This is a genomic window from Chryseobacterium luteum (assembly GCF_000737785.1).
GTDB classification, from domain to species: Bacteria; Bacteroidota; Bacteroidia; order Flavobacteriales; family Weeksellaceae; genus Chryseobacterium; species Chryseobacterium luteum.
In genome coordinates this window covers 230243-244688 of sequence record NZ_JPRO01000007.1, presented here as the reverse complement: position 1 = coordinate 244688, position 14446 = coordinate 230243, and the positions used below count along the sequence as shown (strand labels likewise).

The 14446-nt window shown below is 38.8% G+C and carries 11 protein-coding genes; 8 read left to right on the top strand and 3 right to left on the bottom strand.

Annotated elements, in window-relative coordinates; all coding sequences use genetic code 11:
- The first annotated feature begins 5 nt into the window (after positions 1 to 5).
- Entirely contained in the window at positions 6 to 605 is a 600-nt protein-coding gene (locus tag IX38_RS10445) for a hypothetical protein (RefSeq protein WP_034704574.1), read from the top strand.
- 114 nt (positions 606 to 719) lie between these two features.
- Here the strand turns inward: IX38_RS10445 and IX38_RS10440 are convergent, their stop codons facing one another.
- On the bottom strand, positions 720 to 3524 hold the full coding sequence (locus IX38_RS10440; RefSeq protein WP_034704572.1) for a GH92 family glycosyl hydrolase: 2805 nt from the start codon (positions 3522 to 3524) through the stop codon (positions 720 to 722).
- 302 nt (positions 3525 to 3826) lie between these two features.
- Between IX38_RS10440 and IX38_RS10435 the strand changes: the two genes are divergently transcribed.
- The 7 genes from IX38_RS10435 to IX38_RS10405 all read left to right on the top strand — a co-directional run bounded on the left by IX38_RS10435 (position 3827) and on the right by IX38_RS10405 (position 10533).
- A complete protein-coding gene (locus tag IX38_RS10435) occupies positions 3827 to 4870 on the top strand; it encodes a metallophosphoesterase (RefSeq protein WP_034704570.1) in 1044 nt (347 codons plus the stop codon).
- An 81-nt stretch (positions 4871 to 4951) separates the two neighbouring features.
- Positions 4952 to 5770 carry a hypothetical protein gene (locus tag IX38_RS10430; protein WP_034704569.1) on the top strand — a complete coding sequence of 273 codons (819 nt, stop codon included), beginning with the start codon at positions 4952 to 4954 and terminating at the stop codon, positions 5768 to 5770.
- A 4-nt stretch (positions 5771 to 5774) separates the two neighbouring features.
- Positions 5775 to 6503, top strand: coding sequence for a hypothetical protein (locus IX38_RS10425; protein WP_034704567.1), 729 nt, complete (start codon positions 5775 to 5777; stop codon positions 6501 to 6503).
- A 121-nt stretch (positions 6504 to 6624) separates the two neighbouring features.
- Positions 6625 to 7734 carry an Mrp/NBP35 family ATP-binding protein gene (locus IX38_RS10420; RefSeq protein WP_034704565.1) on the top strand — a complete coding sequence of 370 codons (1110 nt, stop codon included), beginning with the start codon at positions 6625 to 6627 and terminating at the stop codon, positions 7732 to 7734.
- Positions 7735 to 7781: 47 nt separating this feature from the next.
- A complete protein-coding gene (locus tag IX38_RS10415; RefSeq protein ID WP_051884620.1) occupies positions 7782 to 8030 on the top strand; it encodes a NifU family protein in 249 nt (82 codons plus the stop codon).
- A 331-nt stretch (positions 8031 to 8361) separates the two neighbouring features.
- Positions 8362 to 8928 carry an NfeD family protein gene (locus IX38_RS10410; protein WP_034704563.1) on the top strand — a complete coding sequence of 189 codons (567 nt, stop codon included), beginning with the start codon at positions 8362 to 8364 and terminating at the stop codon, positions 8926 to 8928.
- A 30-nt stretch (positions 8929 to 8958) separates the two neighbouring features.
- Positions 8959 to 10533 carry a flotillin family protein gene (locus IX38_RS10405; protein ID WP_034704561.1) on the top strand — a complete coding sequence of 525 codons (1575 nt, stop codon included), beginning with the start codon at positions 8959 to 8961 and terminating at the stop codon, positions 10531 to 10533.
- Positions 10534 to 10590: 57 nt separating this feature from the next.
- Here IX38_RS10405 and IX38_RS10400 read toward each other — a convergent pair whose 3' ends face one another.
- On the bottom strand, positions 10591 to 11298 hold the full coding sequence (locus IX38_RS10400; RefSeq protein ID WP_034704559.1) for a barstar family protein: 708 nt from the start codon (positions 11296 to 11298) through the stop codon (positions 10591 to 10593).
- Between the two features lie 107 nt (positions 11299 to 11405).
- Positions 11406 to 14444, bottom strand: a complete 3039-nt coding sequence (locus IX38_RS10395) for a choice-of-anchor I family protein (RefSeq protein ID WP_034704557.1) — start codon at positions 14442 to 14444, stop codon at positions 11406 to 11408.
- Positions 14445 to 14446 lie beyond the last annotated feature (2 nt).

Here is a 14446-nt window from a genome sequence, read left to right as displayed (position 1 = left end):
TTAAAATGGGATCAGACGAAAACCAGTTTCCAGCCATCCACTCAAAAATTTCTAAAGGCTGGACTTTGGTTATTAAAGTTTTCGTTTCCATATTTGCTGTATTGACACCCCTGATGGTAATTTTGATGGCAGGATTTACTTTAGCTTCAGAAAAAATTAGTATTGAAATAAAAATTTTAATTGTTCTGCTTGCTCTATTAATGACTGGGGGATTTATATGGTTTCTGATTGTACAGATACGGGAAAAATCAGCAGTGAAAATAATCCGGTCAGCGGTTGACAAAGACGGCATTCATTACTATGGTAATCAGGGTTTAGTAAAATCAATCCTGTACAGTAAATTGATGCCGAATCCTGAAAATGGGAAGTATGACGTTTTTATCAATCCTGGCCAGGTCGATACCGATATAGATTCGTGTTTTTATTTATTTGATGAAGAGTCAGGTAAAGCCGTAATGAAAGCATTATTCCTGGAGGGAGATGTTGTAATTACTAATGGAAATTCATTAAAAAAGCATTTTATAAAAGGAATTATTCTTTTCAGGCCCGACTTGAAAGTTTCACCCGGTGTTCAGGATCTGTATAATCTAAAGAAAGACTTATAGACTCCGATAAAAATAATGCACTTCAAATACGAAGTGCATTTTTTTTGTTTAGAAATGACTTAATAAAATTGAAATTCAGTCATCTTCTTCTGTCTTCCAGTTTCCTTGTTATTATTATTTCACAGAAATCTCATCCACAAAAATATAAGCCTCACCGCCGGCTCCCTGGTGCCATTCCGGAAGTTTTCCGAAGTAATAGGCTTTTACCTTGATGTAGCGTGCTTCAGTCGGAAGGATCTCTGTTCCGAAATCCCTGATCTGTACTTTTTCATCTTTAGCATCAATCGTGTTGTCGATGCTTTTCAGAAGGATAAAGTCTTTTCCGTTCATAGAAGCATAATATTCCACTTTTTTAGGCATTAGGATCCAGGCCCTGCTGTCCTGAAGATAGGTAGATGATAATTGGGTGATCTGCTGAGGGGATTTTAAATCAATCACGGCTTCAAAATCCTGTCCCTGGTAGCCGTGCCACTCACCTTTTCTCCAGTTTATATCACCGTTGATGCCGTCGATCAGTGCCAGTTTTCCGTTGGCAGTATACTGCGGATTAACTTTTGAATGGATGGTAATATCCCAATAATTGGGTCTTCTGTTGAAATTGGCTGCTGTAACAGAGCTTTTTTCACCGTTTCTTTCCGAATAGGCGAGGACCTGAGTGGTTTTGCTAATGGTGAAAGGTCCTTTATATGCCGTGAAAGTCTTTCTCACATTGGCATCGTCTGAATTCATGGTCATATAATATACTTTATCAGCCGGATTCAGCGGGGTGATCTGCACTTTTGCAGAAAAATCGAAGATCCTGCCGGAGGCAATCACCGGGGCCGGGGTCAGCGGTGTATATCTGAAGTCTTTTGCAGGCTTTATGTTTTCAAAACCCAGTTTCTGAAGTTCAGATCTGCCGGTGTTCTTCGTGATCACTTTTGTACTGCCGTCTTCCAGGTGAATTTTAACCTCATCAAAATAAGGTGTTGTGGTCTGCCATTCCGGAAGTCCGGGAGTTACGGAATAAATTCCCATAGAGCTCAGAACATACCATGCGCTCATCTGGCCGCAGTCTTCGTTTCCGATAAGACCGTCCGGGCTGTTTTTATAGAAATTATCGAGAATATATCTGATTTTTGCATCCGTTTTTTCGGGTTTTCCGACATAGTTATAAAGATAGGCAATGTGATGGCTCGGTTCATTTCCCTGGGCATACTGTCCCATCAGGCCTGTGATATCTGCCTGTTCTCTGCCTGTCGTTGTATCCGGTGCTGCGAAAATAGCATCAATGAACTGCTCAAATTTTTCCTTTCCGCCATGAGCTGCGATCAGCCCCGGAATATCATGCTGTACCGAATAGGAATAGTGCCATGAATTTCCCTCCGTATAATTATTGTTGACTTCTGCCGGATCAAAAGGTTCGTACCAGTTTCCGTTCTTTCTTGGCTGCATAAAGCCGTTGCCTGGGTTGTAAAGGTTTTTCCAGTTCTGGGAACGCTTCATGAAATACTGATAATCTTCTTTTTTACCTAAAATTTTAGCCATCTGGGCGATACACCAGTCGTCGTAAGCATATTCTACCGTTTTCGAGACACTTTCATGCTCATCGTCAATACTGATGTAGTTATTATGTTTATAGGCATTTAAACCGAAAATATCCTGCATCGCAGAGTTTTTAGACGCTTCAAATGCTTTTTCATAATCAAAACCATGAATACCTTTAGCCATAGCATCTGCAATTACAGAAACAGAATGGTAGCCTATCATACATTCCGTTTCATTGGAGGCCAGTTCCCAAACCGGAAGTTTTCCACCCTGTTCATACTGTTTTATAAAAGTATTGATGAAATCTGCCGTTCTTTTTCTGTCAATAAGGGTCATCAGCGGATGGGCCGCTCTGAAAGTGTCCCACAGCGAGAATACGGAATAATAATCAAATCCCGTTGTTGTGTAAAGCTTATTATCCCGGCCTCTGTATTTTCCATCCACGTCCATATTGATATTCGGTTGGGTGAAAACGTGGTATAAAGCTGTATAAAAGACAGAAAGTTTATCCTTATCGTCAGACTTCACCTCAATTTTAGACAATTCCCTGTTCCAATCGGTTTCGGCCTGTTTTCTTACAGTTTCAAAATCATTGGATTTTCCTTCTGCCAGCATATTTTTTTCCGTGCCTTCATAACCTGTCGGAGAAATCGCCACCTTTACACTGAGTTTTTCTCCTTTCTTGATATCTGCTGAAAATGCCAGAGCCAGCCTTGTTCCTGTAAAAAGCCGATCTTCCTGCTTTCCGTTAACTTCTTTTTTTGAGATTTTCATCGGTTTTGAAAACTCAATTCTTGCATAAATGTATTGATTGGTTGCCCAGGCTTCACTTCTTCTGAAAACTTCAATCGTTTTACTGTCAATTATTTTAACCTCACCTTCAAGCAGTTTATCTCTGTGATTTAAGTCTAAAATAATATTTGCATTTCCCGCATTATTGAAAGTATATTCGTGATAACCGACTCTTTTTGTCGTTGTTAATCGAACATCAATATTGTTTTTATCTAATTTAACAGAATAAAATCCTGCCGTAGCTTTTTCGTTTTTGTGAGAAAATTTAGATGAATAATCTTTGCTGTTTAAACTTGGATTTCCCATTGTAGGCATCAGCATAATGTCACCGTAATCTGAAACTCCCGTTCCGTTTAAGTGAGTATGAGAAAACCCATAGATCACAGAATCCGAATAATGATAGCCGCTGCATCCGTCCCAGCTTCCGTCTATTCTGGTGTCAGGTGAAAGCTGTACCATTCCGAAAGGAACAATTGCTCCCGGAAATGTATGTCCGTGACCGCCTGTTCCTATAAAAGGATTGATGTATTGTGAATAATTCTGGGCTTGTAGACAGAGGGAAGTAAGGAAAAAAAGGAAGATGAATTTTTTAGAGTTCATTGGTTTGTTTAATGTGATTTTTACTTGATATAGATGGTGGCATAACTAACAAAGGTATCAATATAACACAAAAGTGTTATTAAAAACGAACATTAAAATGATTAAATTTGATACAAACTAAAAAATATAACCATGAATACCAAATTAAAAAAGATGGCAACTTAATTCCTCTTTACTTTTCAGCTATTTTAGAGATCTTATTAAATTTTCTAAAAGAATCTATTATTATTTATCATTATTCAATCAGACGATAATGATCTGAAGTTTCATTTGTTACACCTCAATCCTTAAACATTATCTTTATGGAAGCTATTTTTTATTTTATATTATTTGTTGCTCTTCTTTTTATAGGATTTTATTTTAAAGATGATCTTCATTCACCCAAAAGGTTAAAGATATCCAGACATGTCAACGGGAGATATCCTTATTATTTTACACCAAAAAAGCCTGTGAAATGGTTTGATTTTACGGGGCTTATCAATAGTTTCAGGATGGTTTCGCTTTCGGCGGATATTCTTTCTATTATTGATAAAAGGGAAGTTCAGACTGCGATGGGAAAAGATAAATGTGATGAACTGACCAGTAACGATTTTAATACTTCGGGAGATGAATTCTGGTTTGATTTCATTGCAGATACAGGTGATGGATTCGATTCTACAACGACTGTTTTTTATCATGTAACGAGAGACAGTTACACGTATTCCTTTAAAAATCCGGAACATCAAAACAGCCATGAGGAAACAGAGATTACTCTTAAAAAAGGCTCTGCTTTGGTTGTAGGCGGTGATTTGGTATATCCTGTAGGTTCTGAAGCCAATTACAGAGATCGCTTCAAAGGACCGCTGAGATTTGTCGCTCCCGATACCGGGAAATCAGGTCCTGTTCTTGTTGCAACACCGGGAAATCATGACTGGTACGATGGTTTGAGTGCTTTTTTCAGATTGATGTGCCAGCAAGGGAAAATCGGAAATTACAGGACGGTACAGAACAGGAGCTATTTTGCCTATGAACTTAGAAATCATGTGCATCTTTTTGGTATTGACAATCAATTGCTGGGAGATATTGACATTCCGCAGATGACTTTTTTTACGGATTATGTGAAGAAAATATCAGGGAAAAATCCGAAAAATCATGTGCTCCTTTTAATTGCAGAACCGTATTGGTACAATTACGACATCAATGACCGGTATAAAAGAAAACAGAGAATGGACAGTCTCGAATATATCATCAGAACGCTGACTGTTGCTGTGAAAAATCTTGAGGGCAGCAATATAAAATCCGAAATAGTTTTTGAAGTGGTTTTAACCGGAGATATTCATCATTATGCAGACTACAAACTTGAATAAGACGGTGAAAAATTCGATAATGAAGTAAAACATTTTATAACTTCCGGTGGAGGCGGAGCTTTTGGACATGTTACTGATTTTTTGAAAGAAAAAATAACCATTCCGGTATTACAGAATTCTAAAACAACAGGTTTGCATTACACATTGGGCGAAGTATATCCGTCAAAAGAAAAATCATGTAAAAAGATATTCTGGAATCTTATTTTCTTTATTATTAATTATGAATTTACCACTTTACTCTTGTTATTTTCTTTTATAACGACTTATGTTTTTCATTCAACGGATTCAATCTTTAAGAAGCTGGTTCTGCTTTTAATTCCGGCGTTGTTTTATTTAATTATCACTAAAGTAACGAGCACAGAGTGTTCCAGGAGAGAAAAATGGACGAACGTCATTCTGCGCGGATTGTTATTTATGTTTTCTCTTTGTATTCAACTGTTTATATTTTATCTGTTTCCCGTTAAATATACTTTTCTGAGTGATGATAATCTGAATTTTTTAAATATTAATGGAATAAAAGAATTTCTTGAAATCTTTGATGCCAGATATTTTATTTTCCAGTGGATTATTTCGGCCATTTCTCAATCCGCACTTTTCGGGCTGTATCTATTTTTCGGCTATTTTGTTTTTAAGCTTTATGTGACGGAAGTTTCTTCGGCAAAAATAAATAAGGGAAACAAAAACTTTTTAAAATTTAAAATAACAGATACGGAAATTGTTATCTATGTTATTGCCATAAAAAAAGCATACAAATGGATGAATTTACTGAAAAAGAAAGATGCAGCAGCCGTACAAAAAGAAATGCTGACAAAAGATCCGAAGAAATTTCTAAGAGATAATTTTAAACCTGATCCGGATAAAAATGTAAGAATTATTGATAAAATAACCATAAAACTATAACATCATGAGTGCCAATTCAAATCAACAGAACGGAGGTCCGGATGAAGCCCTGATTTCCTACCAACAGCTGAGAATGTTCATCGGATTATTAGGACTTTGCCTTTCGCTAATGCTTTTTCTCACAACATTTTTATTGAATGACCAATTTCCCTTCAAGGTAAGCATCAGTCATTATTATTACAGTTTCGGGCATATTATTTTCGTGGGAACGCTTTGTATTATGGGAGGATTGTTCGGAACATACAGAGGAAAACGGAAATATGAAAATCTCGTTTCAAATCTTTGCGGAATTCTGGCTGTATTGGTTGCCGTTTTTCCAACTAAATTGGAAGGTTACGGAGGAAATATGTATATCCATATCGAGAATGAAAATTACAAAGAATGGTTTTCTTATGTACATTATGCGAGTGCCGGATTGCTTTTTGCCCTGTTTTCCGTTTATTGCTTTGCATTTTTCCCGAAAACCGATGATAAACCTGAAACTCCCGAAGAAATATTGAAGAAAAAACGCAGGGATATTTATTACAGAATCTGTGGTTTCGGTATCATCCTGAGTGTTTTATGCATCGGGGTTATTGCTATTTTAGATATCAGTGAAGATACGGTTTCATCAAGTATATTTTTAACATATTCCACTTTGATCTTTGAAACTACGTCATTGTTTTTCTTTTCCACTTCATGGCTTTTAAAATCAAGTTCGGTCTGGAAAATCAAAGTGCCGCTTTTCAGATAAAATAAATAAAGTTCTTAATTTACTACAAAATCCCGTTCTGCAAAAGAAAATATCTATCAGTCTCTTTACTTATTCTAAATAGCTAAAAATTGCGTAAATTTGTAAACAATTTATTTAGTATATGTTGACGAAAGAAAAGGTACAGAATTTCCTTAAAGAGATAGAAGTTGATGACTTGGTAAGCAATTTTCAGGTTATGGGCAACGATGTATATATTGATATGACGGCTCACTCACCGGCCATGCACGAAAAGAAAAAGCTGGAAGCAGCAATGAAGCAGGCGTTTGCAAGTGAATTCGGGGAAGAAATTAATTTAAAATTAAAGATTGTTTCTCCGGAACCGAGTGAAATCCAGCAGAGTCAGATCAAAGGCAAGCAGATCCCGGGAATTCAGAATATTATAGCCATTGCTTCCGGAAAAGGAGGCGTTGGTAAGTCTACCGTTGCTGCAAATATGGCAGTAACCTTAGCAAAAATGGGTTTTAAAGTAGGTATACTGGATGCCGATATTTACGGTCCTTCCGTTCCTACCATGTTCGATACAGAAGGTGAAAAACCAATCTCTGTAGAAGTTGACGGAAAAAGTAAGATGAAGCCTGTTGAAAATTACGGAGTGAAAATGCTTTCTATCGGTTACTTCTCAGGAGCCAACCAGGCAGTAGTTTGGAGAGGTCCTATGGCTTCAAAAGCTTTGAACCAGATGATCAGAGATGCAGCGTGGGGAGAACTGGACTTTTTATTGATCGACCTTCCTCCGGGAACGGGTGACATTCACTTGTCGATTATTCAGGAAGTGCCTGTAACAGGAGCTGTGATCGTAAGTACACCTCAACACGTAGCTTTGGCAGACGTAAGAAAGGGTATAGCAATGTTCCAGATGGAAAGTATTAATATTCCGGTTCTTGGATTAATCGAAAATATGGCGTATTTTTCACCGGAAGAACTTCCTGATAACAAGTACTACATTTTTGGAAGACAGGGAGCTCAGTATCTTGCTGAAGATCTGGGAATTCCGGTACTGGGAGAGATCCCGTTGATCCAGAGTATCAGAGAAGCCGGAGATGTAGGAAGACCTGCAGCCCTTCAGGAAGGCTCTAAAATTGCAGAAATCTATACCGAAACAGCAAGGAAAATGGTAGAAAGTCTGATCGAAAGAAACAAAAATCTTCCGCCTACAGAAGCTGTAAAGATTTCGACCATGGCAGGATGCTCGCCGAAAGCTAAAAAATAATTATTTTCAATTAAGTTTGAAAAAAAGCCGAATTGAATAAAAAAAATATGGAAACAAATATAAAACACGAAGATACAGTAACGAGAGTAATGGAAGCTCTGGAAAGCATCAGACCGTTCCTGAATAAGGATGGAGGTGATATCGAGCTTATTGACGTGAAGGATAACCAGGTTTTTGTAAAGCTTCTGGGTAACTGTTCCGGATGCTCGCTGAACTTCTCGACCCTGAAACTGGGCGTAGAAAATACCATCAGGCAACATGCTCCGGAGATTGAAAAAGTAATCAATGTAGAGTAAAAAATTACACGAAATATTTTTAAGACAGGTTTTTCAGCCTGTCTTTTTTTGTGCTGTACTATAATGATTTTATTTTATCACAAAGTCAGGCAAAGGACATTTTATAGCAACTGAATACTTGTAAAATCCTTGTTTATCCTTACATTATTTTTTTAATCCTTATCCCGAATTCAGTTATCTAAGATATTTTACCCTATATTTTTCTAGCTGTTTTCAGTTAACCGTTCCTTTTATTAAGATCTTGTAATTGAATAGTATATATACAGTTCAGAGAACTCATTTTCTTGGTTTTATTGATTTTTTTTAATTATATTTGTGAGAAACGCATCTTATGTTTGAATTTCTGCAAAACTTAGAACCGCTTCATCAGGGGTTCTGGTATACGGCCATAGCAGCCAGCTTTATCTTTCTGATTCAAACGGTCCTTACTTTTGTCGGAGGCAGCCATGGAGATGTATCACACGCTGATTTTAGTGGAGACAGCCATGCTGACAGTCCTTTTCAGTTATTTTCTTTCAGAAACCTGATCAACTTCCTTTTAGGATTCGGGTGGAGCGGTGTGGCATTCTACGGCTCAATAGGCAGCAAATCATTATTAATCTTTGTTGCAGTGCTGGTAGGTGCCGGATTTATATTTCTGTTCTTTATTCTTATCATGCAGATCCTTAAACTTACGGAAGACAATACGTTTAAGATCGAAAATCTGATCGGCAGGGCAGGGGAAGTTTATCTTACCATTCCTGCAGGAATGGGCGGCAAAGGCAAGATCACAATTTCTGTGAACGGAACCAGCCACGAACTTCCTGCGATGACGGAAGAAAAAGAAAATATCCCGTCCGGTGATTCTGTGAGAGTTACTTACATCTATGACAAGATCCTTGTTGTATCAAAAATTTAATTCATTATCAACCATTTTATAAAACTATTTATGGCAATACCAGGAAGTCTTATTCTTACATTAGTTATTGTACTTGTACTATTCGTCACATTTTTAGCCCTTATTTCGAGGTACAAAAGATGTCCGTCGGATAAAATTTTGGTGATCTACGGTAAAACGGGAGGCAGCTCTGCAAAATGTATCCACGGAGGCGGTGCATTCGTTTGGCCAGTTATTCAGGATTACGCTTACCTTGATCTGAAACCGATTTCTATTGAGGCCAATCTTACCAATGCCTTATCCAGGCAAAACATTCGTGTGGATGTGCCGTGTAGGTTTACCATTGCTATTTCTACAGAACCGGATTCTATGGGAAATGCAGCGGAAAGACTATTGGGCCTGGCCCAGGAACAGATCCAGGAGCTTTCCAAAGATATCCTGTTTGGTCAGCTTCGTTTGGTTATTGCAACCATGACGATTGAAGAGATCAATTCAGACAGGGATAAATTCTTAGACAATATTTCTAAAAACGTAGATACGGAATTAAAGAAAATCGGTTTAAAGCTGATCAACGTCAACGTGACGGATATCAGAGACGAATCCGGATATATTGAAGCTTTGGGTAAAGAAGCTGCAGCAAAAGCTATTAACGAAGCCATCATCAGTGTGGCCGAGCAAACGAAGATCGGGGAAACCGGAAAAGCGATTGCCGACAGGGAAAAAGACACACAGATCGCCGAAACACAAAGAGACAGGGATGTAAAAATTGCGATCACGCAAAAAGATAGAGAAGTCAGTATTGCTTCAGCCATCAAGGATGAGTCCATCGGTAAGGCAGAAGCGGCAAAGGAATCGAGAATTGCTACCTCACTGGCCAACTCTATCGCTGTAAAGGGGGAAAACGAAGCAAAGATCACCATCGCCAACTCTGATGCCGAAAGAAGAGAAAAAGAAGCAGAAGCATTAAGAATTGCAACTGCTGCAGAAAAAGTACAGGCTGCAAAATCTTTGGAAGAATCTTACCTGGCTGAACAGAAAGCGGAAGTAGCAAGAGGGGAAAGAGAACGCTCTACCCAGCAGGCCAATATTGTAGTCCATGCAGAAATTGCAAAACAGAAAGCGATCATTGATGCACAGGCAGAAGCCGAGAAAATCAGGTTACAGGCAAAAGGAGAAGCTGATGCTATTTTTGCTAAAATGGAAGCAGAAGCAAAAGGTCTCTATGAAATTCTGACCAAGCAGGCGCAGGGTTACGATAAGATAGTACAGGCCGCAGGAGGAGATACGAACAGTGCCTTCCAGTTATTGTTAATTGAAAAGCTTCCTGAATTGGTTAAAACTCAGGTGGAAGCTGTCAAGAATATTAAAATCGATAAAATTACGGTTTGGGACAGTGGAAACGGGCAGGACGGAAATGGCTCTACCGCTAATTTCGTTTCAGGAATGATGAAAACAGTACCGCCTCTGAACGATCTGTTTAATATGGCCGGCCTTAACTTACCGGAATATTTAAAAGGAAAGCCGGATGAGGTTAAGACAGAGATTGTAACTGTTCCGGAAAAGAAAGAAAAAAAGAATTTTGATGATATGAATCCGGAAACTGAAGCTCCGGCTCCAACAGCATAATATTAAAATATAGAGATAAGACTCGGGCGGAAAGCGAAGCTTTCCGCCCGAGTCCTTTTAAAGTAAAATAACTTTTATATTAAAATCTGCAAAAATTTCGAGTATCTTATCAAATTGGGTTTTAAATAATTTTTTGCTTCTCTGATGATTAAGCCATGTTATTTCTGAAATAGATTCTACTCCGAAGTCTCCTCGCAGACAGTCGTACGATGCATAAATCCCTCTGCCAAAATATCCTCCAGCGCCATTGATTTCTTCCCCTAAAGTACAAAAGAAGCTGTCTAAATTATGAAATTCATTTCCATCGATCTGAATACTGATATTTTCTTTAACATGGTCTATCCTCGTTGTGTGAAGTGCATAAACAAGCCAGCCTTGTAATTCTTTCCTGAAATCTTTCCAGATATTCTTTCGGATAATTTCATTATTGAGTCTCATTTTCCAGGCTTTATGATAACCTGGGGGATGACACCATATCTGACCTAATAAAGTAACACTGTTTTTTTTGGACTTTAGTATTCTGATGTTGCTAATGAACGTTTGGGTTACAATAGATTTTTTGTCATCAAGTAAGCAAATGAAACCATTATTTTCATATGTTTTGGCAGAATTTTCTATTGCTGATATCAGATTGGGAGTGTTATCAACATCGATAAGCCGTACAGTACGGTAAACGATGCCTGCCGGATTTTCAATATTTTTTGCTTCATCAATAAGTGCAATAATTTCCAGCTCTGTTTCACTGTCAAAGGCAAATCCAAACATATTTTAATTATTTCAGACATTAGCAAAGCTTCAAATCTACTGAATTTACATACCAAAAAAAAGCCCCGGAAAATCCGGGACCTCATCAACTCAATTATATTTATTTGCTATTTTACAATAACTCTTTTGATATATCCTTCTGATGTTTTCACCAGATAAACCCCTTCAGAAAGTTTTGAAGTGTCTATGGTTAAAGCATTTTTCTCTTTTCCAAGCATTTTTCCGGACATATCGTACAGCTCATAATCCTGTGCTCTGTTGAAATACAGCGTATTTCCTTTCGTGATCGGGTTAGGGAATACATTGAATGTGGCTTTCTCAACTTTTATTTCGCCGATTCCCAGTGTAGGAGAAGACGCAACTTCATACATGGATAATGTTCCGCTGATTTCGTTGGCAACAATCACATAGCCTTTTCCGGTTGTTGTATTTCCCGGAGCAATGTACGTGATTCCTTCAGGTCCGTTGTCGCCGCCGTAAGCTGAGGTAGAGCGTGAGTGTTTATAATCTGTGAACGTAGGATTATTTGGATCGGTAATATTATAAACCATTACTCCTCCGGTTCTTTCCAGAGTAATGAAAGCGTAAGTCTGTCCGCTGATGGCAGCCAAAACAACCCCTTCCGGTTCAGGACCTTTTGCACGGCTTCGGTTTTTGGCACCGTTGCCTTCATTGTCTGCATTAAAGATCAGTGGATGATTGGCTGCAATATACCTTTCAAAACGGTCACCGCTGTCATAAACCAATTGTTTTGTATCTGCATTGAAAATAGAGAATGAACGCGCACCCAAGGCTGCAATTTCTTCAAACTCTGAATCTCCATCGGTATTTCCCGTAGCACTGGAAACCCTGAACCTGCCTAAATTATACGATGCCTTTAAAACAGATGCCTGAGGAAACAGTACAGGATCCAATGTATATGTATTGGCTCCCACAGTTGTTCTTTCACTGTAACCTGAAAGATCTTTTTCATCACCCTCATTAGCGGTTACGATATAATGGGTATTTCCTATTTTGTAATTCTGAACAGCATCCGGAATGTAGTAGGCTTTTACAGGCCAGTTGGCGATCAGTACCTCACCATTATTGTCTGAAGCATCAAAACCGTTACCGGGAAGGCTCATGTCTTTTTTGCCCAATCCCCAGATTCCGGAAATTGTTTTTGTTGCTAAATTGATTTCCGCAACTGCATTGTTTTCCTGAAGTGTTACCCAGGCTTTCTGGCTGTCTGAGCTTACCGTAACATATTCAGGTTCCAAATCCTGGGAAAGCGTATTATTGGCTCTTACTTTTCTGAGTCCCGTTGCCATTAAAGCGGCTGTCTGAGAATCGAAACTGTTAAAATTCAGAGTTGTAACATGAGTTTGGGTAAGATTTCCGATACCACCTGAAATATCAATAATGCTGATAGTACCTTCAGGATCTGTTGTATAGGCATCGTTCGGTTCTCCTTCATTAGCCGTGATCACTTTGGTTCCGTCCGGAGTGAAGGTGATCATATCTGGAAGCGAACCTACAGTTACCTGTTTCAGGAAGTTTCCGTTAATGTCAAAGAAAACTACAGATCCATTCTGCTGTGGATCGGCATTTGGGGAAGCAGTTGCAATGATGCCGTTTTTAACGGCAATGCTTGTGATTCCTCCGTATGGAGCCATATTTACAGTTTTAACTACTGACAAAGCTGTAGGATTGCTGAAATCAATAATGTCAAAAACATCCGTGATCGAACTGATGGTAAATAATTTCTGTGTGGCAGGATCATGCACTACAATTTCCGTAGAGCTATTGTTATTTCCGGAAGGATCAAAGCTTCCGACATAATTCAGCTGGATCTGCCCGGAAGGAACCGGTGCAGGTTTATCATTGTCTACAATATAAACAGTAGCTGTATTATCTCCGGAAATAGTAGTTCCGGTCGGATTTTCAAGACTTACCACGAAATATTCTGCCTGCTGCTCTTCCAGTGCATCATCAATGATTGGAATATTTACAGTATAGCTGGTCATAGAAGGTGTAATATTGATCGTTTGGTTCGCTAATGTGAAGTCGCTGCTGTTTGCAGTACTGAACGGTGCTGGTTTTACCACAAGGTTGACAGCAGCAGCAGAAGGATTGGTAACATTGATTTTAAATGCAAGAGTTCCCGCATTTTCATTCACCTTAATGAAATTTTTATCCAGAGAGACTGTTGTCCCGGCTGTCGTAAAAGTACTTGATGTTACTGCCGTAACTCCGTTATCACTTAAATCTTCAACCATATTGGGTTTAAGGGCGAGATAATACGTCTGCCCCGGAATAAGTGCAGCCGTTGGAATTACTGTGATCTTATTATTGTTAAAAGTTGTCGTGAAGGGAACCTGAGTACCTGAAGCATTTCCAATACGGAACTCTGCCAGGTTTTGTGCATTAGAATCGGTGATCGCGGAATTATCTGTAAGTCTTACATTTTCATTAAAAGAAATAGATGGATTTACAGAAATGGAAGCATTATTTGTGTTGTGAGCGGGAAGATAAGCAGTAGTTGGAGGTGTAGTGTCTGTTCCTCCGGCAGAGGCAGCATCTACCGTAAAATTATCAAAACGGTTATTTCCTCCCGTTCCGCCTCCTGTTGCAGAGAATTCTACTTTTAATTTAAAATTCGGATTATTGGAAGCTCCTGAAACTCCCGAAAAATCAAAAGTGATCAGTTGAGGATTGGCATCCTGAGGATTAACAGTCTGATACGGAACAAAAGTAGTTCCATCTGTTGAGTAGGACCACGATTGAGTTCCTGCCCCCTGTCCGGATCTTCTGGTCGTAAATTTTACAACGGCATTCTGATACCCTGTCGTAGGGAGATTAAACTGTAAGGCTCCTCCAATCGGATTGTTGAATCTTAAATGTGTTCCGGAAGGATCGCCATTTCTTGTATTTAAATTATCAATATTGAAATTCTGTCCGGTACCGCCTGCAAAATCTATTTCACTGGTACCGCCTGGTACGGCAGTGAGAGATCCGCTGACTAAAGTGGAAGAGGGGGCTGCAATGGATGCAGCAGATGTATTATTGTTAAAATTCCAGTAATGAATAAGTGTCTGTCCGAAAAGCCCGCCCTGAAGGAAGAATGCGGCAATAACAGATCCTTTTAATAGATAGTTGTTGGTCATTT

Bases quoted from the DNA above. Each gene is read 5' to 3' on its own strand.
- IX38_RS10445 (WP_034704574.1), top strand. From the start codon at position 6: ATGGGATCAGACGAAAACCAGTTTCCAGCCATCCACTCAAAAATTTCT.
- IX38_RS10405 (WP_034704561.1), top strand. From the start codon at position 8,959: ATGGCAATACCAGGAAGTCTTATTCTTACATTAGTTATTGTACTTGTA.
- IX38_RS10395 (WP_034704557.1), bottom strand. From the start codon at position 14,444: ATGACCAACAACTATCTATTAAAAGGATCTGTTATTGCCGCATTCTTC.
- IX38_RS10435 (WP_034704570.1), top strand. From the start codon at position 3,827: ATGGAAGCTATTTTTTATTTTATATTATTTGTTGCTCTTCTTTTTATA.
- IX38_RS10410 (WP_034704563.1), top strand. From the start codon at position 8,362: ATGTTTGAATTTCTGCAAAACTTAGAACCGCTTCATCAGGGGTTCTGG.
- IX38_RS10400 (WP_034704559.1), bottom strand. From the start codon at position 11,298: ATGTTTGGATTTGCCTTTGACAGTGAAACAGAGCTGGAAATTATTGCA.
- IX38_RS10420 (WP_034704565.1), top strand. From the start codon at position 6,625: ATGTTGACGAAAGAAAAGGTACAGAATTTCCTTAAAGAGATAGAAGTT.
- IX38_RS10425 (WP_034704567.1), top strand. From the start codon at position 5,775: ATGAGTGCCAATTCAAATCAACAGAACGGAGGTCCGGATGAAGCCCTG.
- IX38_RS10415 (WP_051884620.1), top strand. From the start codon at position 7,782: ATGGAAACAAATATAAAACACGAAGATACAGTAACGAGAGTAATGGAA.
- IX38_RS10440 (WP_034704572.1), bottom strand. From the start codon at position 3,524: ATGAACTCTAAAAAATTCATCTTCCTTTTTTTCCTTACTTCCCTCTGT.